Origin of the sequence: Dokdonia sp., assembly GCF_039945015.1 — a bacterium.
Lineage (GTDB): Bacteria > Bacteroidota > Bacteroidia > Flavobacteriales > Flavobacteriaceae > Dokdonia.
The window spans coordinates 17,306-41,407 of record NZ_JBDUXP010000018.1 but is presented as its reverse complement, the minus strand read 5'-3'; the positions used below and the strand labels follow the sequence as shown (position 1 = coordinate 41,407).

General features: G+C 31.0%; 11 protein-coding genes. 5 read left to right on the top strand and 6 right to left on the bottom strand.

What is annotated here, in order from left to right; translation table 11 throughout:
• A complete protein-coding gene (gene ccoS / locus ABJD27_RS11855) occupies nt 1-216 on the bottom strand; it encodes a cbb3-type cytochrome oxidase assembly protein CcoS (RefSeq protein ID WP_348162411.1) in 216 nt (71 codons plus the stop codon).
• Between the two features lie 124 nt (nt 217-340).
• Complete coding sequence (locus tag ABJD27_RS11850) at nt 341-2,767, bottom strand: heavy metal translocating P-type ATPase metal-binding domain-containing protein (protein ID WP_348162409.1); 2,427 nt, start codon at nt 2,765-2,767, stop codon at nt 341-343.
• Between the two features lie 193 nt (nt 2,768-2,960).
• Between ABJD27_RS11850 and ABJD27_RS11845 the strand changes: the two genes are divergently transcribed.
• Nucleotides 2,961-3,662 (top strand): Crp/Fnr family transcriptional regulator, encoded by a 702-nt coding sequence (locus ABJD27_RS11845; protein ID WP_348162407.1) that lies wholly within the window; start codon nt 2,961-2,963, stop codon nt 3,660-3,662.
• 28 nt (nt 3,663-3,690) lie between these two features.
• On the opposite strand, the gene ABJD27_RS11840 is transcribed toward ABJD27_RS11845, so the two are convergent.
• Nucleotides 3,691-4,518, bottom strand: coding sequence for a universal stress protein (locus tag ABJD27_RS11840; RefSeq protein ID WP_348162405.1), 828 nt, complete (start codon nt 4,516-4,518; stop codon nt 3,691-3,693).
• 119 nt (nt 4,519-4,637) lie between these two features.
• Here ABJD27_RS11840 and ABJD27_RS11835 point away from each other — a divergent pair, with 119 nt between their 5' ends.
• Nucleotides 4,638-4,856 (top strand): heavy-metal-associated domain-containing protein, encoded by a 219-nt coding sequence (locus ABJD27_RS11835; protein WP_348162403.1) that lies wholly within the window; start codon nt 4,638-4,640, stop codon nt 4,854-4,856.
• Nucleotides 4,857-4,876: 20 nt separating this feature from the next.
• On the opposite strand, the gene ABJD27_RS11830 is transcribed toward ABJD27_RS11835, so the two are convergent.
• From ABJD27_RS11830 to ABJD27_RS11820, 3 genes are all read right to left on the bottom strand, one after another.
• Complete coding sequence (locus ABJD27_RS11830) at nt 4,877-7,036, bottom strand: prolyl oligopeptidase family serine peptidase (protein WP_348162401.1); 2,160 nt, start codon at nt 7,034-7,036, stop codon at nt 4,877-4,879.
• A gap of 73 nt (nt 7,037-7,109) precedes the next feature.
• Nucleotides 7,110-7,301, bottom strand: coding sequence for a hypothetical protein (locus ABJD27_RS11825; RefSeq protein WP_348162399.1), 192 nt, complete (start codon nt 7,299-7,301; stop codon nt 7,110-7,112).
• A gap of 650 nt (nt 7,302-7,951) precedes the next feature.
• Complete coding sequence (locus ABJD27_RS11820) at nt 7,952-9,691, bottom strand: helix-turn-helix domain-containing protein (RefSeq protein WP_348162397.1); 1,740 nt, start codon at nt 9,689-9,691, stop codon at nt 7,952-7,954.
• A 1,022-nt stretch (nt 9,692-10,713) separates the two neighbouring features.
• On the opposite strand from ABJD27_RS11820, the gene ABJD27_RS11815 reads away from it, so the two are divergent.
• The 3 genes from ABJD27_RS11815 to ABJD27_RS11805 all read left to right on the top strand — a co-directional run bounded on the left by ABJD27_RS11815 (nt 10,714) and on the right by ABJD27_RS11805 (nt 24,038).
• Nucleotides 10,714-11,241, top strand: coding sequence for a UpxY family transcription antiterminator (locus tag ABJD27_RS11815; protein ID WP_348162395.1), 528 nt, complete (start codon nt 10,714-10,716; stop codon nt 11,239-11,241).
• On the top strand, nt 11,241-20,567 hold the full coding sequence (locus tag ABJD27_RS11810; RefSeq protein ID WP_348162393.1) for an amino acid adenylation domain-containing protein: 9,327 nt from the start codon (nt 11,241-11,243) through the stop codon (nt 20,565-20,567). The genes ABJD27_RS11815 and ABJD27_RS11810 overlap by 1 nt, the downstream gene beginning before the upstream one ends.
• A gap of 165 nt (nt 20,568-20,732) precedes the next feature.
• On the top strand, nt 20,733-24,038 hold the full coding sequence (locus tag ABJD27_RS11805) for an amino acid adenylation domain-containing protein (RefSeq protein WP_348162391.1): 3,306 nt from the start codon (nt 20,733-20,735) through the stop codon (nt 24,036-24,038).
• The last annotated feature ends 64 nt before the right edge of the window (nt 24,039-24,102 follow it).

The following is a 24,102-nucleotide window of genomic DNA, read 5'->3' as shown; positions in this document are numbered from 1 at the left end:
TTACTTAGGTTGATCTTTTAATTTGATTGGTTTTTTTGTTGTTTTATTTTCGGGTAGATCTGTTTTCTCTTTGACAATTTCATCCTCAAAAAGCATTCTCACAGAAGGCGTATATGTGTCATCATATTGTCCTTTTTTTACTGAAAAAATGAATGCTACAAAAAAGACAAGTGCTACAACAATACTAATTGCCAAAAGCATATAAATAATACTCATACCTACCTGAATTATGATGTAAAATTACGGGGGACAATGCTCGAAAAAGATGACTTTTGTCAGCTTTCAGAAATATATTTTGAGTTCGCTTTCGCGAAAGCGGATTGTGAATATTTTGCATATGTTATGTATGATTTGATGTGTTAAGTTTTCTTCCTAATAGATAGGTGATTGATGTAGTAAATACGACAATGCTTATAGAGCTAAGAGGCATTAAGATAGCTGCTACTACAGGCGCTAAGTTCCCTGTAAGAGCAAACCCTAGACCAATTAAATTGTAGAATAATGAGAATATAAAAGCGTGTTTTATAACTCGAATTCCTTTTTTTGAGAGTAATAAAAACTGAGTGATATCCTTAAACCTAGATGCATCCAAAATTCCATCGCAAGCAGGGGAGAATACGTTTACATTTTCTGATATAGCAATACCCACATCACTTTGAGCTAAGGCTCCCGCATCGTTTAATCCATCACCTATCATTAATACCTGTTGCCCTAATTCTTGTTGGTGCTTGATATACGTAAGTTTGTCTTCTGGTTTTTGATTAAAAAGAAGGATTGTTTTTTTAGGAAGTAACTGTGTCAAATATTCTTTCTCTCCGTCATTATCACCAGAAAGAATAACCAGTTTTGTTGTTGTTTTTAATTGATCAAAAACTTCTTTTACACCATCGCGATATTCATTGTAAAAGACATAACACCCTTTGTAAATATTATCAGTACTTACATGTACGGTCGTTCTATGATGGATTTGGTTTATTTTTTTTTGAGATGTGTCTACAAAACCATAAGAGCCTATTTTGATAGTATGATTGTTTATGACTCCTGTAATTCCTTGTCCTACTTCTTCTTTAAAATCATCTAGAGTCTGGATATTGTTCTTCTCTAGAATGTCGTAAAGAGACCGACTCAAAGGGTGATTAGAAGCTCTTACTGTGCTGGTTAATAATGATTTTTCATCTTCTGTTAGTGTGATACCTTCATATGTAATTGTATTTTTTATACTAGAGGTAAGTGTACCTGTTTTATCAAAAACAACAATGTCAATATGTGCTAATTTCTCAATGACTGAGCTATCTTTTATGTATAGCTTATGGCGACCAAAAATGCGAACTAAGTTTCCTAATGTAAATGGTGCTGCTAGTGCTATGGCACAAGGACAAGCAACGATGAGTACCGCTGTAAATACGTGAAGAGCAACCGATGAATCGATAAATAACCAAATTGTGGTAGCAACAATTGCAATGATTAAAAGACTTATCGTAAATCGTTTACTGATGCTATCTGTAAGAGATTCAAAAGTACTTTGCTTATTTTTTGAGAAGATTTCATTAGACCATAACTGAGTTAAATAACTTTGTTCAACAGGTTTTAAAACCTCTACTTCTATAGGAGTAGCTTGCTGACGTCCCCCTGCAAATAAGTAGTCGCCAGATTTTTTTATGACAGGAACAGCTTCACCAGTAACAAAACTGTAATCTATGATGGCTTGTCCTTTTATGAGAATAGCGTCTACGGGTAATAACTCGCCATTTCTTATGAGGATACGATCTCCTTTTTTAAGTTCATATACTTGTGCTTGTTCTTCTTTTTTTGCTTTCGCGAAAGCGGAATTAGAAACCTCATTCTTGTGTAATAAGCGAGTTACTGCAATAGGAAAATAGGATTTATAATCACGCTCAAAAGATAAAAAAGCATAGGTCTTTTGCTGAAAAAACTTCCCTAATAATAAAAAGAAGACCAATCCTGCCATACTATCAAAGAATCCTGTTCCCCAATCCATAGCAATTTCTATGGTAGAGCGTATGAATAATACAGAAATACCAATAGCAATAGGAACATCTATATTTAAGATTTTAGAACGTAATCCTTTATAAGCAGAAATAAAATAGTCACGACCAGAATATAAAACGACAGGTACGGCAAATACAAACATAAGCCACCTAAAAATAGGCTTAAATTTTTCTAGCCAAAATCCATGTACTTCAAAATATTCTGGAAATGAAAGGAACATAATGTTTCCAAAAGCAAAACCTGCTACGCCTAATTTATAGAGCAAACTTCTATCAATAGTAGATTTTTTCTCTGAGGCATCTTCTAATGATATATATGGTTCATATCCTATTCTGGAAAGTAGAATCACTAGATCTTGAAGTGCAAATGACTTTGAAGAATAGGTAATACTTACTGTTTTCTTTGAGAAATTTACTCGAGCCGTTTTTACAGCAGGATTTAGTTTATTTAAGTTTTCGAGAACCCAAATACAAGAACTACAATGTATCGATGGGATGAGTAATGACACGACTTGTGTTTCTTGTTCGTCAAAATCGAGAAGCGTTGCTACAATTTGCTCATTTTCTAAGAACTTAAATGTATCTTCGGTTGTATTGGGTGTGATTCCTGGCGTGCGTTCTAAATCATAATAATAAGATAGATCATTATCATTAAGAATATCAAAAACTGTTTTACATCCATAACAACAAAATGATTTGTCATCATACGTGATTACAGTTTTCCTGCACTCATCACCACAATGGAAACAAGTAGACATAGTTATTAAATTTGCTCAGACGTTTGTCTTATTATACCTAGTGCAAATTTGAAGAAAGATGGACTCTTAAAAGATGACTTTTGTCATCATGCAGAAATAAGTGACGTTATGATTTATAGCTACATATTACATCGTATAAAATCCTTGTCTTTGATTTTTACTTCGAGTATCTTTATATAATTATTTTGGAATAATGGATGATCATCAAGAGGGTAGGTGCGAGAATTGTATCATACGACAATTAAATGCACTTAAAGCCCTAAGTAAAGAAGAATTAAAGCGGATTTCGGATAGTAAAGTCATGAAGTCTGTAAAGAAAGGAGATGCACTTTTTCAAGAGGGTGAGAAACTTAATGGTGTATTTTGTGTACGTAATGGGGTCTCCAAATTATCCAAGATGAGTGATAATGGGAAAGATCAAATTGTAAAAATTGCAACCAAAGGAGAAGTCCTTGGACAACGATCTGTTATTACTGAAGAAAAGACCAATCTAAGTGCTGTGGCTCTTAATGATATGGAGGTGTGTTATATTCCTAAAAATCACCTTACCGACAACATTAGTAATAATGTCGAATTTACAAAAGCCATTTTAGTACATATGGCAAATGATTTAAAGTTTGCAGATGATGTGATTGTTAATATGGCTCAAAAAACGGTAAAACAGCGTATCGCTGAGACATTAAGATATCTAGAAAAAAACTTTGGAACCGATAGGGATGGCTATATAGCAATGACACTTACACGTGAAGATATTGCAAATGTGGTAGGAACTGCAAAAGAAGCTTGTATACGAACACTTACTATTTTTAAAAAAGAAGGATGGATTACCACCGATGGTAAGCGTATTAAGATAGAAGATGGTAAAGCCCTCTACCGTTTGATAGAAGGCTTATAGTTTTTTACGCTTTCGCGAAAGCGTATACCTACATTTTAAAAGTAATGACAGGAAGTTCAGAATGGTTTACAATATCTTCGCTTATACTTCCTGAAAAGAAATGAGCCAAACCTCTACGGCCATGTGTTGGAATCCCAATAATACCTGCTTTTATTTTTTTTGCATAATTAAAGATTCCTTGCTCTACTGAGTAATCTCCATAGATTGTAATATCTTCAGGAATTATTTTATACGCTAGATCCAGATGTACTAAAAAATCTACAATTTGTTGATCTATTTGTTGTGTGCTTTTATAGTTTTCTCCTGGGAGATTTATGTAGACTAAATTTGTTTCTATTCCTAATAGATTAAAAAGATGCATTGCTTTTTTAAACACATCAAGACTTTCTAATTTATAATCACAAGCAAAAATTGCTTTTGTCATTGTAAAGTCGGTTTCGTTTTTTATAACAAGTACAGGAACACTAGCAGTCCGTACCACTTTTTCTGTATTAGAACCTACAAATACTTCTTGGATTCCGCTACTACCGTGTGATCCCATCACAATGAGATCTGCTTTATGCTCTTTTGCAACATCATCTAACTCACTAAATATTTTATAATTCTTAACAGTTTGATGTACAATAATTCCTTCTAAATAATCTTTGTTAAGAAATTCTTCAAAACGCTTTTGTGTGAGTTTTATAAAGAATAACCCTTCCATTGTATTATCTTCTTTAATAAGATTTGCATCACTTAATCCCATCATATGAACGGCAACAATTTTTGCTTGTTTTTTTCTAGCTAGTTGTGCAGCAACTTTTAATGCATTTTCAGAATATTTTGAAAAGTCTATAGGTACGATGATTGTTTTCATAAGAATAATTTTAAGAAGTTTATAGCTCAAAAGTAAGCGCTATGTTTTCTTAAAAAGGTGATAAAAGTCATCTGTTGTTTTTTAGGTATCCTATAAGTTTATATCCTAAAAAATATAGAATGAGAACAACAGTAACCATACAGAATTTAAGATGCGATGGTTGTAAACATGCAGTTGCAATACGACTTAATAAGACAGCTGGGATTTCAAATGTAATAATTGATGTATCAAAGAGTCGTGTTAGTTTTGATTATAAAACACATAATACATTAGAAGGCTTACGGATGGATCTTAAGGAGATGGGATATCCTATAACTAGTGATCCTAATAGATTGTAACGTGAATTAAATAATGAAGATTAAAATTGATAATCTGGATGTCCAGTTTGTTTAAAAGCAAATGCGACGATGTTTGCATAACGTTCAAAAATCTTTGTTTTTGTATCATCTATTCCATGTCCGGATTCAGGGTCGACTAGAAGTAGTTTTGGATTGTTTGACTCATCATAAGCTTGTAGTTTTGCTATGAATTTTGCTGAGAACCATGCAGGAACTCTAGGGTCATTTAACCCAGCAGTCAGAAAAACAGCAGGGTATTTTTCGTTTTTTTCAATATGATGGTAGGCATCCATTTCTAATAACGATTTAAACTCTTCTGGGTCTTTTACACTCCCAAATTCTTTAGTATTATTGGCACCATTATTATGTGTTTCAAAACGGAGCATATTTACAGTACCAAATTCAATGATGGCTGCTGCAAATAGATCAGGTCGTTCTGTGATGGCACGACCTATTAATATACCTCCAGCACTTCCGCTTAGTATAGCGAGTTTTTTTGAAGATGTATATTGGTCTGAGATAAGATACTCTGCACAGGAAATAAAATCTTTCCAAGTATTTGGTTTAGAAGCTTTGTAGCCACCTTTATGCCAATTGATCCCTTTTTCTCCACCACCTCTTACATGAGCAATTGCATATATACCACCTTCCAATAGCCATAATGTCCTATGAATACGCATAGAGAGTTTCATAGAGATGCCATATGAGCCATATCCGTCCATTAGAACTCTATTTTTTCCATTTTTAACCATATCCTTATGGTAGAATATAGATAATGGAATTTGCTGTCCGTCATGACCAGTTACTTCTATTTCTTCGATAACTATATCTTTTAATATATTTGAATTTACGGTATTATTTATATTTCTAAGTACAAGTGTGTCCTGACTATATTCATATCGCATAGTATCTGTGGTCCAGCCTTTTGCTGTTATCCAAAATTTATGATATGTATTTCCTAGAGAATGAATTTCTATAGTTCCATATGCTTTTGGAAGTACAATTTCTTCATCCTTTTGTGGTGTGTGTTTGTATAATTTTGCTTGCACCCCATTTTTATTAGTTATATAATAGAGGCCTTCTGATGTGATTGCAAAATCTGTAATTACTTGATCTTTTTTTTCAGGAATGATTATTCTAGCTGTTTTAAAATCTGGATTTTGTATTGATGTAATTCCTATTTTAAAGTTAGGTGCATTATAAGCTGTTTTAAATATAATAGAATCTCCTATGATTGTATAACTTTTAATTAATTCTTGTTTTGAGAATAATAGTGTCCAACTATTAGATTCTATAGTCTTAATAGATGAATAGTAGGTGTCGTAATATGATTCTGCACCAGCAATTGCACCTATTAAATATTTACTAGATTGATTTTCAATAGATGTAATGGGGAAGTCTTTTTCTTTAATATTAAGTGAAGTACATAGGGCTCTAGAGAAGATGGGTGTATCTAATGCTTGACTTTCTCCAATACGATGTAGTAAAGAGACACTATTTAACAAGAAATTTTTAGAAGGATCGTTCACATTGGGGAAATGAACGTATGTGAATCCTGAATTGTCAGGCAACCAGTTAATTCCTTTCATATCAGATGGCCAAGTTTTATCTAATATTTCAGGATAGATTTTTTTTGTTTGAATATTTAAAATAATCATTTGAGAAATTTCTTTCCCTTTTTCAGTTAGACTAATAGCTATATTTGAGTTTTTCCAATCTGGTTGAAAATAGTTTATAACAAATTTTTTCTTTTCAGAGGGTTTAAATATAGTAGGGTCATATAATAAGTGCTCTTCATTAGTAAATGAAGTTTTATAATATAGCTTAGCTACATTTTCGTGAGGAAGTCTTTTTAAATAAAAATGATATTCATCTCGAGAAATTTTAAGTTTGGATATAACAAACTCATCTCTTGTATCAAGTTCTATTTGCTTATTAATAAGAGATTGTCTTTTTTCAATGTTATTTAAGAAAGATTGAGCTACTTCGTTTTGAGTAGTTAACCAATTTTTTACCTCTGGGTTTGATAAATCTTCTACATATCTATATGGATCTTCAATATTTTGCCCGTGGTATTGATCAATAACAATTTTTGGAGGTAACATATTCCTATTTTGTGCATTCATAGTTACTGTAATCACAATATTTAATATAAATGTATATAGATAGATATGTCTCATAAAATTGCTTTTTTAAAAGGAAGAATACGTTATGTATTCTTCCTTTTATTATTTGTAATTCACTTTTGAGGTATTATCCTCCAATCGGATTTACTTGCCAAGTAGTAGTAATTGTAATTGTGTCTTCACTTTCTCCTTCTTCTTCGGTATTGTTAACATTGTTTGCATTGTTTGCGGCTCCACCTCTAATACTATTAATGTTGTTTAGTTTAGCGATTTGAAATTTTTCAAGACTAAGTACGTTGGTTTTTTTAAATGTTTTCATTGTTATAATTTTTACGATTAATGACAGTGCTAAACTACTAGTCATCTGTAAGAATTAAGGTGTCTTTTGAGCGGTGTCCAAGTGGTTTCAGGAATACAGATGTCTGTTTTCATGAAAACGGTGTCATAATATTCTGATTATCAGTTTATTATATATTATTTGAAAATCCTTGCTTTATAGGGCATCTATTAAGAAAAAGATGAACTATTCATGATTTTATAAGATAAATCAGAAGAATATTATATGATGAGTATAATATCATAGTTGAATTTTAGGTGCTAATTACGTTTTTTTGAAACCTTATAGATGATAAAGTGTGAGTTTTGAGCATAGAGAAATATGGATTAATGTATTATGTCTTTTCGCTTTAAGCGAAAAAATACTTAAGTGAAGCTGATCTTTATTTGTATAATGAAAATGAAGAATAACATCTTTGATCAAGCATTATAATTTATAATGATGAGATGTTAATACTATATAGAAAGAAAAGGTGTTTTATATAGTTAATTATTCCTGGCTGTATTTTCTGTAGATTGAGTTCTCTGATTTTTCTTAATTAGAGGTATCAGTTTTAACTCCCTTAAATGATAGTATCAGGATTGTCTAATTTAGTAATTTGGAGTATTAGAAGATTCTATACGTTTCTTTTACTAATTCTTTTTTGAAGATTCTTGTTTTTCAAGTTGCTTCATAAAGAATGATGGATATATACCTGTAGTTTTATAAAAAGATTTAGAAAAAGCTTCTGTAGTGTTGAAACCAATTTCATTTGCAATAGCTCTTATGGTATATCTTCTAAATTTTGAATTGATTTTTAATTCTTCTACAACATAATTTATACGTAATTCATTTATATAATTACTAAAGCTTTTGTCTTTGTGAACATTAATTACTTTAGAAAAGTACTTTGAATTTGTTTTAAAACGTTTTGATAAACTAGAAACAGAAATATTTGGTTGAAGAAAATCTTTGTTTTCTTCAAACTTCTTTAGGTTCTTTAATATATCTGTTACAATTATTTCTGAGATGCCAATTTCTTTAGGCTCTTTTTCAGTAAAAGCTTCTTTCCCTTTTACAGGAGTTGTATTTGGAGTTTTCTTGTTTTCTACTAATTCTTGAAAACGTTTTTTGTATATTTTTTGTTTTTTATTATTCCTAACAATTACTATGATTAGTAACATAACAAAGATAGATAGGATGACTAATATTATTATTGTGGTGATATTATTTTTTTCTAATGCTTCTATAATTTCTTGTTTCTCTAAAATTAAATTAGGTTTAGAGTATTCTTCATTTATTTGATGAGATAAATATTTTACATCGTTATCTAAAATACTATCCACTACAAGGAGTCTATTTATATAAAATAATTGTTGCTTTATATCTTTTGTCTCTTTGTGATATTTAATTAATAACTCATAATTTTCCCTTAAAGATGGGAAGTAATACTTGTCTTTAAAAGCTGCGGAGTCTACTTTTACAAGATAATAAAGGGCAGAGTCTATTTTCTTTTGTTTAGAAAATACTCTTCCTAAGAAAAAGTTTATTCTAGTCTTAGTCCCAAATTCAATTTTTTTCTTTGCGTTAAATTTTTGTAATTTTCTAATACTATCAAGACTAGATTGATATTCTTCTCTATTGTAATGAACAATAGCAGAAGAGAAAAGTAATTTATTATAAAGGCTACTATCTTTAGATTTTAAACTTAATCGTATTGCTTTATTGTTAAATTTTTGTACGGAGTCATATTTCTGCAAGATGTTAAAAGCATTTCCGTATGCATATAGTGATTTTATATAGTCATTTTTATTTTGATCCTCTTTGTTTTCTGAGTATTTAGATTCATAATACGTTACAACGTTTTTCAAAATCTCAAGACTTTCTTCATGTAGTCCTAAATTATTTTTGAGTAAAGCAATGAAATATTTTATTTGGTATTGTTGATCTATATTGTCATTATCATTAGCATGCTTATTAGCTTTTGCCAACTCATCCATAGATTCTTGAAAATTACTTTGAGATCCTAAAATACTTGCTTTTAATAAATGTGCTTTTGCTGGGTATTCAAAATCTTCCTTGTCCTTTGTAATTGTAATAATAGAATCTGCATATAACAAAGCATCTTTATACTCAGAAACTTTAGCCACCATATAATATCCTTCAGCTTTTTTAATAACATCATCTTCTTGTTTGGCTTTTAGAAGGAATGCATTAGCATAGGGAATCGCTTTTAAAGTTTCATTTTCGAATTGAAGAAAATTTTCAGAGAGTTCTTCATACTTTTTTTGAGTAAGAAGTTGCACATCCTCTTTAGAGGGATTTTGAGAATATATAGGTGTGTAACCAGATATGATTAGTAAGAAAGTTATAATAGTTTTAAGTCTTATCATATTTATATGCGACCAGTTTATCGTTTTATAAACGCTACTAATAACGTTTTCTGTTTTTATGTAATTTTTAAATATTTTAAAATCAGCATAATACTGTTTTATTTAGAAATAAAAATAGTATTACACCTATATTATATGTTTATTTTTCCTATAAATGAAAAAAAATAATTTTTAAAGTTATGTTTATTTATATAAATGAACACAATATATAGCTTGTTTTATATAAATTCATTTTAATAATCAAGCAGTTACATTGTATAAATATAGGTATATGTTTGTTATATAGTAAAGTATTATTATCTCCTTTATATAGTAATGTGGTTATAAATCGTATTTGTTACCCATATTGAGATATATAATCTCTATTAGACATACGCATATACATTTTTCTATCAATATTATTGCATACTAAAAGCATAGATATACAATAATATTGATAGATATCTTCTTTGTTAATAATCTATAATTTATTATAGATACTATTTCTCATTTTTTTGAAACTTCAAGAACCTTCATTTTAACTAAAAAAAGTAAAATTTTAACGGATTTACAAATCATTACTATTGATAACAACTTTCAATATGTGTATTTGCTAATATTTTAAAAAATTAATTTTAAAATATTGATAATCAGTTATTTACGTTTAATTTGTAAGCATCTGTTTTCCGCGAAATACGGGTGAACTTTCCTGAAAACGGACAGTGTTTACTTGTTTTGAAGACTTGTTAGATATATGTTTGTATCAAATAATAAATGAAGCAGACTGTTGCAGACTTATTATAAATACTTGAAATTTTGAATCTTAATACGATGATGCTTAATAAACGTCATTATTAAATAACACTTTGAATATATAAGAAGAGTGTTCGTATAGTTACTTACTTACTACTATATAGAAGAGATCAAATTTTATAAAACATAATTTCCTTTAAGAATTAACGAGATGTGAGTCAAGGAAGCGAAGCTGTGTTTTTTTTATAAGAATCATTCATTTATCCTTTAAACCTTTAAAAATAATAGTTATGGGAAAACTTCTAAAAATAGGTTGGCATGTTCTTTATGTTAAGTCACGCCATGAGCATAAAGTAGATGGTTTACTAAAGGAAGCTGGTCTACAATCGTTTTTACCACTAGTAAAAACAGTTCGTACCTGGAGTGATAGAAAGAAAGTGATAGATGTTCCACTTTTTCCATCATATGTATTTGTTATGATTGAAAATGCAAAAGACTTTTATAATGCATCTTCAATAAATGGAGCTTGTACTTTTATTAAATGTGGATCTGTATATGCCACTATTAGAGAAAGTGAAATCCAAAAAATTAAATTTCTACTAGATTCTGATGGTATAGAAGATATTCAGAATAGCACTGAACTATTAGAAAAAGGGGAATTAGTAATGATTCAATATGGAGCATTTACAGGAATGGAATGTGAAATTTTAAATGTGAATAATAATAATAAGATTGTTGTTCGTATAGATTCTATAAATCAAAACATTACAGCAACATTGCCTTCTCACTATTTGTCTAAATTATCAAAAGCAATCTGATGAAAAATAATGTCACAAACGTACAGAAGTATATCTGGCTAGATCAGATGCTTGAGAGTGAGTCGCCAAAATATAATATTGGTGGCTACGCATTTATAAATGGAAGTATTGATGTTGATCGTTTTAGAGCAGCATTTGATATCTTGACCAAGGAGAATGATATTTTTTCTTTTGTTTTTGAAGATAAAAGCGGATTTCCGGTATATACTCTTCAAGAAGTAAATACTGATATAGCATTAACATATATAGAAGAATCAGATAAATCAAAAGCTATTAAGGCAATAGAAGATGATTTTATTGTGCCTTTTGATGTAAAGAATGATACACAGTTATATAAAATGTGGCTTATTAAAATATCACCTCAATCTTATATATGGTATTCAAAATTACATCATATAATATCTGATGGTTTTTCATTTCAGTTATTATATACTAAAGTAAAAAGAATTTATGAGCAACTAAGTACTGATGTTGTTTATGACGATGCGTGTATAGAAAAGAATACAAAATCTTATGAAGCTTTTATTGCATCTGAAAATGCCTATAGGGCTTCGGATGATTTTTCTAATGATAAGGATTTTTGGTTAGAGCGTTATGCAGAATTACCATCTTTAATTTATACAGGTACTAATAAATCAACAAATCATTGCAATATAGAAATAGCACTCACTGAAAAAGAGAATGCAGCATTATGGGAGTTTGCAAAAACCGAAAGATTAGGTATTTTTCATTTGCTATTAGGATGCTTTTCTATTGTATTATCAAAATTCTATAATAGGAGTGAAGTTAATTTAGGGATGCCTATTTTAAATAGAAAGAATGCTGTTGAGAAACGCACTTTTGGACCATTTATTAGCCTACTTCCTTTAAAACTTATTTTAGAGACAACAACTTCTTTAAGTGATTTTATAAAAGAAATAAAAAGCACACTTTTTATGTGCTATAGACATCAACGTTTTCAACAAGCAGATATACTAAGAAATATATCTCAAGAAGCTTCAAAACTTTATGATGTTAGATTGTCATATGAGCGTATGCAATATGAATCTGAGTTTGCAGGAAATACTGCTGGAATATATCCATTATCTAATGATAGTGAAGAAGATCCAATTTCTATACATGTCTTTGAAGATATGAATGGTCAACTTAGTTTTAGATTTGATATAAATGAAAAATATGTTTCAAGATTTGAAGCAAATCAACTTATTCAATCTTTTAGAAAAGTACTAACACAATTAAAGGATACTAAAGATACTGCTATAGCAGATATTGAGATTTCTAATAAAAAGCAATTACAAGAGGTACAATCCATCTCAATAGGATCTGTAATAAAAAGACCAGAAGATACATTTTTACATTTATGGAATGAGGCTCTCATGAATTACCCTTCTAAAACAGCAGTATCTTATCAAACCAACTCATTGACATATGAAACTCTCGAAGCTTATGCAAATACAGTAGCTTCATATCTACAAGTAAAAGGAGTTACAAAAGGAGATAAAGTAGGTGTCATGCTTTCAAGATCTGAAAAAAGTATCGTAGGAATTCTAGCTACTTTAAAGGCAGGAGCTGTCTATGTTCCTATCGATGATACATATCCGGATGAAAGAAAACAATATATAATACAAGATGCGCAATTAGATTTGATCTTAACAGATTCATTTTCTAGTACGATTGCAGAAGAGAGAGAATGTAATATAGATACTATTATAGAAGAATATATATCATTTGAGGATTATACTCCTGTTCAGTTAGAGATTAATGATGAGGCATATATTATATATACTTCTGGCTCTACAGGAGCCCCTAAAGGTGTTGTCATTAATCATAGTTCGTTATATGATTATATTTTGACGTTTAGTGATTATTTTAACCTTACGGAAGAAGATATTGTATTACAACAGGCTTCTACAGCTTTTGATACATCTATAGAAGAAATTTTTCCTATTCTATCGGTAGGAGGAAACTTAGTGATTGCAAATGATACTAAAGATTTTAATGAGTTATTTAGAGAATGTGAGCAATTTGGAGTTACTTTATTAAGTACCAATCCTTTTGTTTTACAATATTTTAATGACAATCATAAGAACTATCGTTTAGACTTTAAGACACTTATTAGTGGAGGAGATGTTTTAAAACCACATCAAGTAGACCAACTTATAGATACTTATAATGTTTATAATACTTATGGACCTACAGAAAGTACTGTATGTGCTACGTATCACAAGGTGAGCAAAATAGATAGTACGCTTCCTATAGGAAAACCTATTACAAATAGAGGAGTGTATCTTCTAGATGGAACTAGAATATTACCTAAAGGAGCCATCGGAGAGATTGGACTTTCAGGAATAGGTCTAGCTGTTTCTTACTTAAATAAAAAAGAATTAACTGAGAATGCTTTTATACATATTAATGGAGAACGTGTTTATAAGACAGGAGATTTAGGAAAGTGGGACGTAGATAATAATTTGGTTTTTTATGGAAGAAAAGATAGTCAGTTAAGTTATAAAGGATATAGAATAGAGGTAGGAGAAATAGAACAGGCAATACAACAAGCAAATGCATATGTGATAGACAGTTATGTGTGTATTGATGAGGTGAAAGAAATGCCTATTTTAATTGCTTATCTAGTGGCAAACGAATCATTTATAAATATTTCTTCGCTCGTCGTTGAGTTAAAAGAATGTTTACCAGAATTTATGATTCCTACTCATTTTGTAATTATAGATGCTATTCCTTTACTTCCTAATGGAAAAATAGATATAAAGAGCTTACCAAAGCCAAAAACTATAAACATTAAAGAAGCTGTTCAACTACCATCAACAGTAGAAGAAAAAGAGATTGCGATTATCTGGCAAGAGTTATTAAAACTAGATGAGGTAGATGTTAATGTGAGCTTCTTTGAATTAGGTGGACATTCATTACTTGCCAATCAATTTATAAGTAGTTTAAGAGATCAAAAAGGTGTAGAACTGTCATTAAGAGATTTCTATAAATCTCCTACAATTAAAGAGATAAGTGAATTAGTTCCTTCTTTAGATAAGAAAGAAATACAGAACATTATAGCTCCTAACCAGGAATTATACCCATTATCTTATGCTCAGGATAGGTTGTGGTTTTTAAATCAATTGGATAATACAGATACATCATATCATGTATCTAGAGCTATAAAATTAAATGGTTTTGTAGCGGTTAAAATGCTTGAAAAAACATTTTCAAAACTTATAGAGAAGCATGAGATTCTAAGAACTGTTTTTGTAAATCTAGATGGAGCGCCTTATCAAAAGATATTATCGCCATATTCATATACTATTCCTGTTACTGATTGTACACATGTAAAAGAAGCAAATAAGGAAAAAGTGATTGCTGATTGTCTAGAAAGAATAGAACGTGTTGCTTTTCAAATAGAAGAAGGCCCTCTTTTTAGAGTAGAGTTATTAAAATTTTCAAGTGAAGAGAGTGTTCTTATATTTTGTGAACATCATTTAATATTAGATGGATGGACGCAAGGAATTTTATTTAGAGATTTTGTAGATATTTATAATGAGCTTAAAAGAGACCCAGATTTTGAGGTAAAGAAACCAGAAGTTACTTTTAAAGATTATGCTTATTGGGAAAAAGATAGCTTTCGCGAAAGCGTGCTTAACGAGAAATTAGATTTTTGGGAAAACAAATTTGAAGGATTTTCTAATGAATTACTCGTGCCATTAGATTATGAAAGACCAGAAACTTCGGCAAAGAAAGCCGGTACTGTGGGCCATGTGTTTACACTAGATTTTTCTGAAAGATTAAGACGATTTTCTGAGAAGCAGAATGTATCATTGTTTATTACAATGATTACAGCGTTTAAAATTGCTTTATATAAATTTAGTAATCAGACAGATGTATGTATAGGAACTGCAGTTGCAAATAGACGTCATAAGGAGTTTCAAGAAGTTTTGGGAATGATTGTAAATACAATCGCTTTAAGAACAACATTTTCTAATGATGATAGCTTATTAGACGTTCTTCAGGAAGTAAAAGAAACGTGTCTTGATGCATATGCTTATGAGGATACCCCTTTTGATAAAGTTGTAGAAAGAATAAATCCAGAAAGAGGTTTGGATTTACATCCCTTATTTCAATATATGTTTAGTTTTATTAATGTTCCAGTACAGAGTATGTCTTTACTGGATGCAGAAATAGAAATTATAAAAGGACATAATAAAGCATCACAGTTTGATATTAGTGTTGTAGTAAATACGATATATGAGCAAACTGATTTTATAACAGATAATAAACGAGACAGAAGAATTTCTGTAGAGTGGGATTATAATGCAGATATCTTTATGGACGCTACTATGGAGCGTATGTTATTAGTATATCTTAACGTTCTTGATGCACTTATAGAAAATCCTTCTCAATCTTTAACTTCTTTAGATTATATACCTGAAACAGAAAAAGAGATCCTGTTACAGGATTTTAATGCTACAAAAGTAGCGTATAGTTTAGATAAGACAGCTGTACATATGTTTGGGGAGCAAGTTGCAAAAACACCAGATGCAGTTGCTTTGGTATTTGAAGATAGAAATTTCACTTATAAAGAATTAGACGATGCTTCAAATCAACTGGCCCATTATTTATTAAACAATTTTAATGTTGAAGTAGAAGACTTAATAACTGTAAAGTTAGATCGTAGTGAGTGGGTGTATATCTCATTATTAGCCATCTTAAAAACTGGAGGAGTGTATGTTCCTATAGATCCTAATGATCCACAGCAAAGAATAACATATATAGAAGAAGATAGTAATTGCAAAGTTACCATTGATGAGCATCTATTAATTGACTTTATGTCTACTCGAGATGATTATGAAAGTACATTACCTACAATCTCTATAAATTCAAGTAACCTGATGTATGTTATTTATACATCTGGTTCAACAGGGAAGCCTAAAGGGGTGATGATAGAACATAAGAGTTTAGTAAATTATATTACAAATCAAACTGAAGCTTTTGATTTTGGTAGCTCAGAACGTGTTTTGCAATTTTCAAACCCAGCTTTTGATGCTTCTATGGAGCAAATCTTTTTAACCTTATTGAATGGAGCAACACTCGTTGGAGTATCGAAAGATCGTATTGTCGATCCTGCTGATTTAACAAAAGTATTACAAGAATATTCAGTAACACACTTACATGCTACGCCAAGTTATTTAGAACATTTAAATGATCTGGCATCTTGTAAAGCTTTAAGAAGGGTAATTGCTGGAGGAGAAGTTTGTTCAAGAAGTCTGGCAGAAAAAATGGTTGAGGTTACTGATTTTTATAATGAGTATGGACCTACAGAAACGACTATTAGTTCTACTATGTGTAAGATTGATAAAAGTCATTTAGAAAGTACTATAATTTCTATAGGAAAGCCATTAATGAATACAGAACTGTATATTTTATCAGATACGCTGTCATTAAAGCCTATTGGAGTTTTTGGAGAATTATGCATTTCTGGAGACGGCTTGTCTAGAGGGTATTTAAATCGAGAGGATTTGACCTCTGAAAAGTTTGTGCCACACCCTTTTATAGAAAACGCCAAGTTATATAAAACTGGAGATGTTGCAAGGTGGTTATCAGACGGTACTATAGAATTTTTAGGACGTAAAGATGATCAAGTAAAAATAAGAGGATATCGTATAGAATTAGGAGAGATAGAGCATGCTATATTATCTCAGGATAATATCAATCAATGTGTTACTGTCGTACAGAATATAGAAGGTGATCAAGTTATTGTATCATATATAACTGGAGAAGAACAAATAGAAAAACAAGGGTTGCGAGCATTATTAAGTGATCAATTACCTGATTATATGTTGCCTAGTTATTATGTGCAATTAGAATCAATACCACTAACGTCTAATGGTAAAATAGATAAGAAATCATTACCATCAGTTGGGGTGGATGATATTGTACAGCAAGAATATAGTGCTCCTATATCATCTTTAGAGAAAGCATTAGTATCTATTTGGGAAGAAGTATTAGGAATAGATACAATAGGAATAACAGATAACTTCTTTGAGTTAGGAGGACATAGTTTAAAAGTGACATTACTCGTTAACAAGATTACTCGTCAGTTAGGATATGAGATTAGTGTAAAAGAGGTGTTTTTAAACCCTACAGTTTCTGGAATCATATCTAGGCTAGAAGAATCATCTTTTACTTCAATACCTAAAGTAGTAAATCAAGAAAGTTACGTACTAACATCATCGCAACACCGTTTATGGATTTTAAGTCAGTTTGAGGGAGGTAATAAAGCGTATAATATTCCAGGTTCGTTTGAACTAGAAGGAGTTCTAAATGTAGATAAATTAACAGAGGCATTTAATGCTCTTATTACTAGACATGAAGTTTTAAGGACTTTTTTCAAACGAAATGATGAAGGAGAGGTACGTCAATTTATTGTAGACGCCTTAGCTATCGATTTTGAAATAGATTGCTATGATTATAGTGAGGTTGAAGATCAAGAAGTGGCTTTAGAAAAAAGAGTTGCTAATAGCTATAAATATCAGTTTGATTTAGGAGAAGCACCTTTAGTGCGTTTAGATCTTATAAGATTATCAGAGGATAGACATGTATTGCTTTTTAATATGCATCATATTATTAGTGATGGTTGGTCTATGGAAGTATTAAGTAAAGAATTTATAATGATTTATGATCATTTGGTTCATGCTAAAGATATAGACTTACCAAATCTTACAATACAATATAAAGATTATGCTTCTTGGGTACGAAGTCATACCCAAATATCTAAATTAAAAGTGTCAGAGGAGTATTGGTTAGATACATTCAGTGGAGATTTACCAGTACTAGACCTTCCTACAAATAAAATGAGACCTAAAATTAAGACGTATGTTGGAGACTCAGTAACATATGATTTTTCTACAGAGGTAAGTACACGTTTAAAATTGTTTTCAAAGAAGTATGACGCTAGTTTATTTATGGTCTTAATGACTGGGATTAACGGGTTGTTATCTAGGTATGCAAATACGAATGATATTATAGTAGGTACTCCAGTGGCTGGTAGAGATCATGCCGATTTAGAAAATCAAATAGGATTGTATTTAAATACACTAGCTATTAGGACAAACTTTAAAGAAACATCAAGTTTTGAAGAGTTACTAGCAATACAAAAAAACACGTTGTTAAATGCATACGCTCATCAAGATTATCCACTTGATAATCTAGTAGAAGAGTTAGGTTTAGGTAGGGATACGAGTCGATCTGCTCTTTTTGATGTTCTTGTTGTATTACAAAATCAACAAGATTTATTTGGATCAGATACTTTAGAAATAGATGAGTTGACTTTAAAACCATATACAGGATATCAGAGAAAGGTTAGTCAATTTGATTTGAGTTTTATTTTCTCAGAGAAAGGAGATCAATTATCATTACATATAGAATACAATACAGATATTTATGAATCAGATTTTGTAGAACGTTTATGTTATCATTTTAATAACTTCTTATTAGAGGGTATTAATACTCCGAGCCAAAGAGTAGCAACTCTTAATTATTTAGGATCTTCAGAAGAGTCTCAGTTATTATATGATTTTAATGATACAACAGTTGCATATCCAGATACTACGATAGTAGACCTGTTTATAAATCAAGCTACAAAGACACCAGAAACAATTGCTGTTGTTTCTGAAGGAAAGAGTTTTACATATAGAGAATTAGATGAGCTATCAAATGAGTTGTCTCATTACCTTTTAGTAAATTATGACTTAGGGGTAGAAGATTTGGTTGGTGTAAAGTTAGATCGAAGTGAGTGGTTACTTATTTCATTACTTGCTGTTTTAAAAGCGGGTTGTGCATATGTTCCTATCGACCCTAATTATCCAACACAACGTATTGCTTATATAGAACAAGATAGTAGTTGTAAAGTCACAATAGACGAGTCTGTTTTATCATCTTTTAGAAAAGCAGATATTATTTCGACGGCACTTCCACAGATCTCTTTTAGTTCGGATAATCTGGCGTATATTATTTATACATCAGGATCTACGGGTAAACCTAAAGGAGTGATGATTACTCATAAGAATGCTTCATCTATGTTGCATTGGTCAATGAAAGCGTTTAGTGATACTGATTTTGATGTTTTTTATGGCGTAACCTCTCACTGTTTTGATTTATCGGTGTATGAGTTTTTCTACCCATTAAGCATAGGTAAGCAGCTTCGTTTATTAACAAATGGTTTATCCATTGCAGATTATATAGATACAGATAGGAATGTGTTAATTAACACCGTTCCTTCAGTGATACAGACTCTTATAGACAAAGAAGTGTCTTTTGAGAATGCTGTGGGTATCAACTTAGCGGGAGAAGCTTTTCCTGTAAGTATTTCTAATTATTTTGCGGGATCGGGGATTGCATTAAGAAACTTATATGGTCCATCAGAAGATACTACGTATAGTAGTTATTATAGGGTTGAAGGATCTTATGAGAATTCGGTTCCTATAGGTAGACCAATAGACAATACACAGTTTTATATATTGTCTGAAGCATTAGAATTACAACCTATAGGAGTTATTGGAGAGATATGTATTTCTGGAGATGGATTATCAAGAGGATACTTATATCAACCAGAATTAACGGCAGAGAAATTTGTAGAAAACCGCTTTCGCGAAAGCGGAAACCTATATAAAACAGGAGATTTAGGAAAATGGTTGCCAGATGGTACTATAGCATATGTAGGAAGAAAAGATAGCCAAGTAAAGATAAGAGGTCATCGTATAGAGTTAGGAGAGATAGCACATGTGCTACAATCGCAAGAAGGTATTGACCAAAGCGTTGTTGTAACAACAATGATACAGGAAGATATTGTGATTGTAAGTTATTTGGTATGTCGGACTCCTATAGATAAACAACAATTACGACTGTCATTAAGTCAAGAATTACCAGACTATATGTTGCCTAGTTATTATGTGTTTATAGATGAAATGCCATTAACTCCTAATGGTAAGATAGATAAGGAGGGATTACCACCTGTAAGTATAGAAGATATCATTCAACGGGAATATGTAGCTCCAACCAATGAGATAGAAGAACGATTGGTAGCTATATGGAAAGGCGTATTAGGATTAGAAAAAATTGGTATTACAGACAACTTTTTTGAGTTAGGAGGTAATAGTTTAAAAGCAACTGTTTTAGTAAACAGAATAAATAAAGCTTATAATACAAGATTTTCGATTCAAGATTTATATGAAACCCAGGAGGTTATAGGGGTTTCTAAGAAATTAAAATTTATTGTCTTTCAAAATCAATTAGAGGTAGATAGTGTTAATGAAATAACTATATAACTATACTTTTCTAAGACAGTATGATTACACACTGTAACCGTACTATTTATATCCATTCTTATGTCCATTTTAAGTGCTGTCTATTGTGATTCAATAGTAGAGTAATGGATGGTGTTATTCTGGAAATTATTCATGCACTTCAAATTAACTTTAAAAACTTATATCGTGATAGAAAATTTAATACATACGTTAGAGTCATTAAAAATCGGCCTTAGGGTCGTACATGGAAGCCTTAAAATTAATGCTCCTAAAGACGCATTGACTCCTGAGATTATTGAGGGTATTAAAGCTCATAAGAGTGAGCTAATTGCATTATTATCTTCTTCAGAATCTATTCCTAAAACAGAAAAGAAAGACTATTATACGCTTACTTCTTCTCAACAACAATTATGGACATTGAGTCAATTTGATTCGGGTAATTCTGCATACAACATCTTTGAACCTTATGAATTTAACGGGGTGATAGATTTTGATAAATTATCTCAAGCTTTTAATCAACTTGTAGAGAGACATGAAAGTCTTAGAACTGTTTTTAAAGAAGATACGCATGGAGTACTAAGTCAGTATGTTGTTCCTGTAACTTCGTATACAGGGTCTTTGCAATTTGTAGATTTAAGTAGTGTTACTAGTCAAGAGTTGAAAGATCACTCAGATGCTATTCAAAAGCATGCTTTTGATCTAGAGAAAGGGCCATTATTTATAGGAGAGATTGTAAAAATTTCTGATGAGAGACATATTTTGATGCTTAATATGCATCATATTATAGGAGATGGATGGTCTATGAGTGTATTGAGTAAAGAATTTATGGCGATATACAATGGATTATCTATAGGGCAAGAAGTGGTATTGCCAGAATTACCTATTCAATATAAGGATTATTCAGAATGGCAAAATAGTGAAGCTAGACAAGCCGTGTTAGAAAAAGAAAAAGCGTTTTGGGTAGATACTTTTTCAGGTGACTTACCTATTCTGGAATTACCATCTAATAACATGAGACCAAAACTTAAAACGTATAACGGTTCTAGTGTAGATTATAAATTCTCTACAGAGTTTACTTCTCAACTCAATCTATATGCTCAACAAAATGGAGTTACCCTATTTATGGTGTTAATGGCCAGTATTAATGGTTTACTCTCTAGATATACAAATACTAGAGATATTATTTTAGGTACTCCTGTAGCTGGAAGAGAACACAGTGATTTAGAAAATCAAGTAGGATTATATTTAAATACGCTAGCGATTCGAACCGCATTTGAACAAGAAGTAACTTTTGAGGAGTTACTAACCATACAAAAAGACACCTTATTACAAGCCTATTCACATCAAGAATATCCTTTTGATAGTTTGGTACAGGAACTTGATTTAAAGAGAGATTTAAGTAGGTCTGTATTATTTGATGCATTGGTTGTATTTCAAAACCAACAGGGATTATTAGTATCTGAAGGACTAAGTTTAAATGGTGTTGAAATTACTCCATATCAAAATATAGGAAAGTCATTCAGTAAGTTTGATCTAAGTTTTATCTTTTCAGAGAAAAAAGGTCAGTTATCCTTACATATAGAATACAATACGGATATTTATGAGTTAGATTTTATAGAACGTTTACAGGTTCATTTTGATAACTTTTTATCAAAATCAATTCAAGCACCAAAAGCTAAGGTGGCTACTATTAATTATTTGACACCTACAGAGGAGTCACAATTACTAGTTGACTTTAATGCGACTTCGGTTGATTATCCAGAAACTACAATTATAGATTTATTTACAAAACAAGCTGCTAAGACACCCGATGCGACGGCACTTGTTTTTGGAGAAAAAACAGTTACATATAAAGAACTAGATGAGGTTTCAAATGAGCTAGCTCATTACTTACTCTCTAATTATCATTTAGGGATAGAAGATTTAGTAGGCGTAAAGTTAGACCGTAGTGAGTGGTTATTAATTTCATTACTTGCTGTACTAAAAGCGGGATGTGCTTATGTTCCTTTAGATACCCAATATCCAGCACAACGTATTGCGTATATAGAGCAAGACAGTCAGTGTAAAGTAACTATTGATGATGATGTATTAGCCTCTTTTAAAGAAGCGGTGTCTATCTCTAAGGAATTACCGACGATAACTTTTGGATCAGACAATCTTGCGTATATCATTTATACTTCAGGGTCTACAGGAAAACCAAAAGGAGTTATGATTACCCATCATAATGCGAGTCGTATGTTACAATGGTCTGCCACTGAGTTTAGTGATACTAAATTTGATGTATTATATGCAGTGACTTCACATTGTTTTGATTTGTCCGTTTATGAGTTTTTCTATCCTTTAAGTATAGGAAAGCCAATACGATTATTAGATAATGGATTATCCATAAGTGATTATATAGATACAGATAGTAATATTTTAATAAACACAGTTCCTTCTGTATTAAAAACACTTATAGAAAAAGAGGTTCATTTTTCTAACGTAGTGGGTATTAATCTGGCAGGTGAGCCTTTCCCAACAAGTATTACATCATATTTTAAGGACTCAGGAATTGCGTTACGTAATTTATATGGTCCATCAGAAGACACAACATATAGTAGTTATTATCGAGTAGAAAAAGAGTATGATCGTTCTGTCCCAATTGGAAAGGGTATCGATAACACTCAATTCTACATACTATCAGATGCATTAGCATTACAACCATTAGGTGTGATAGGAGAGATTTGTATTTCTGGTGATGGTATATCAAGAGGTTATTTACATCAACCAGAATTAACTAAAGAGAAGTTTGTTTTTAACCGCTTTCGCGAAAGCGGAACCTTATATAAGACTGGAGATTTGGGTAAATGGTTACCTAACGGTACTATAGAATATGTAGGTAGAAAAGATAGTCAAGTAAAGATACGTGGTCATCGTATAGAGTTAGGAGAAATTGAGCATGTGTTACAATCTCAAGAAACGATTGATCAATGTGTAGTTGTTACTGCAACGGTACAAGATGACTTGGTTATTGTAAGTTATATAGTAAGTAAGAATGCTATAGATAAACAAGAACTTCGTTTATCGTTAGGTCAAGAATTACCAGAGTATATGTTACCGAGTTATTATGTATTTCTGGATGAGTTTCCTTTAACACCTAATGGTAAGATAGACAAGAAGTCATTGCCATCTGTAGGTCCAGATGATGTTATTAAACGTGAATATGTAGCTCCTACTAATGAGATAGAAGAAGATTTAGCTCAGTTATGGGAAGAAGTACTTGGAGTAGAAAAGATTGGTATTACCGATAATTTCTTTGAGTTAGGAGGTAATAGTTTAAAAGCAACAGTACTTGTCAATAGAATCAATAAAGCATACAATACAAGGTTTTCGATTCAAGACTTATATGAAACCCAGGAAATTACTGGTGTTTCCAAGAAATTAAAATTTATTGTTTTTCAAAACCAACTAGAAGTAGATAATGTTGATAGTTTTGATGAGATAACAATATAAAGATTCTCATTTTTTCTCATAGAGATTTATTGTTTTTTAAAGCATGGTTATACTATATGATCAT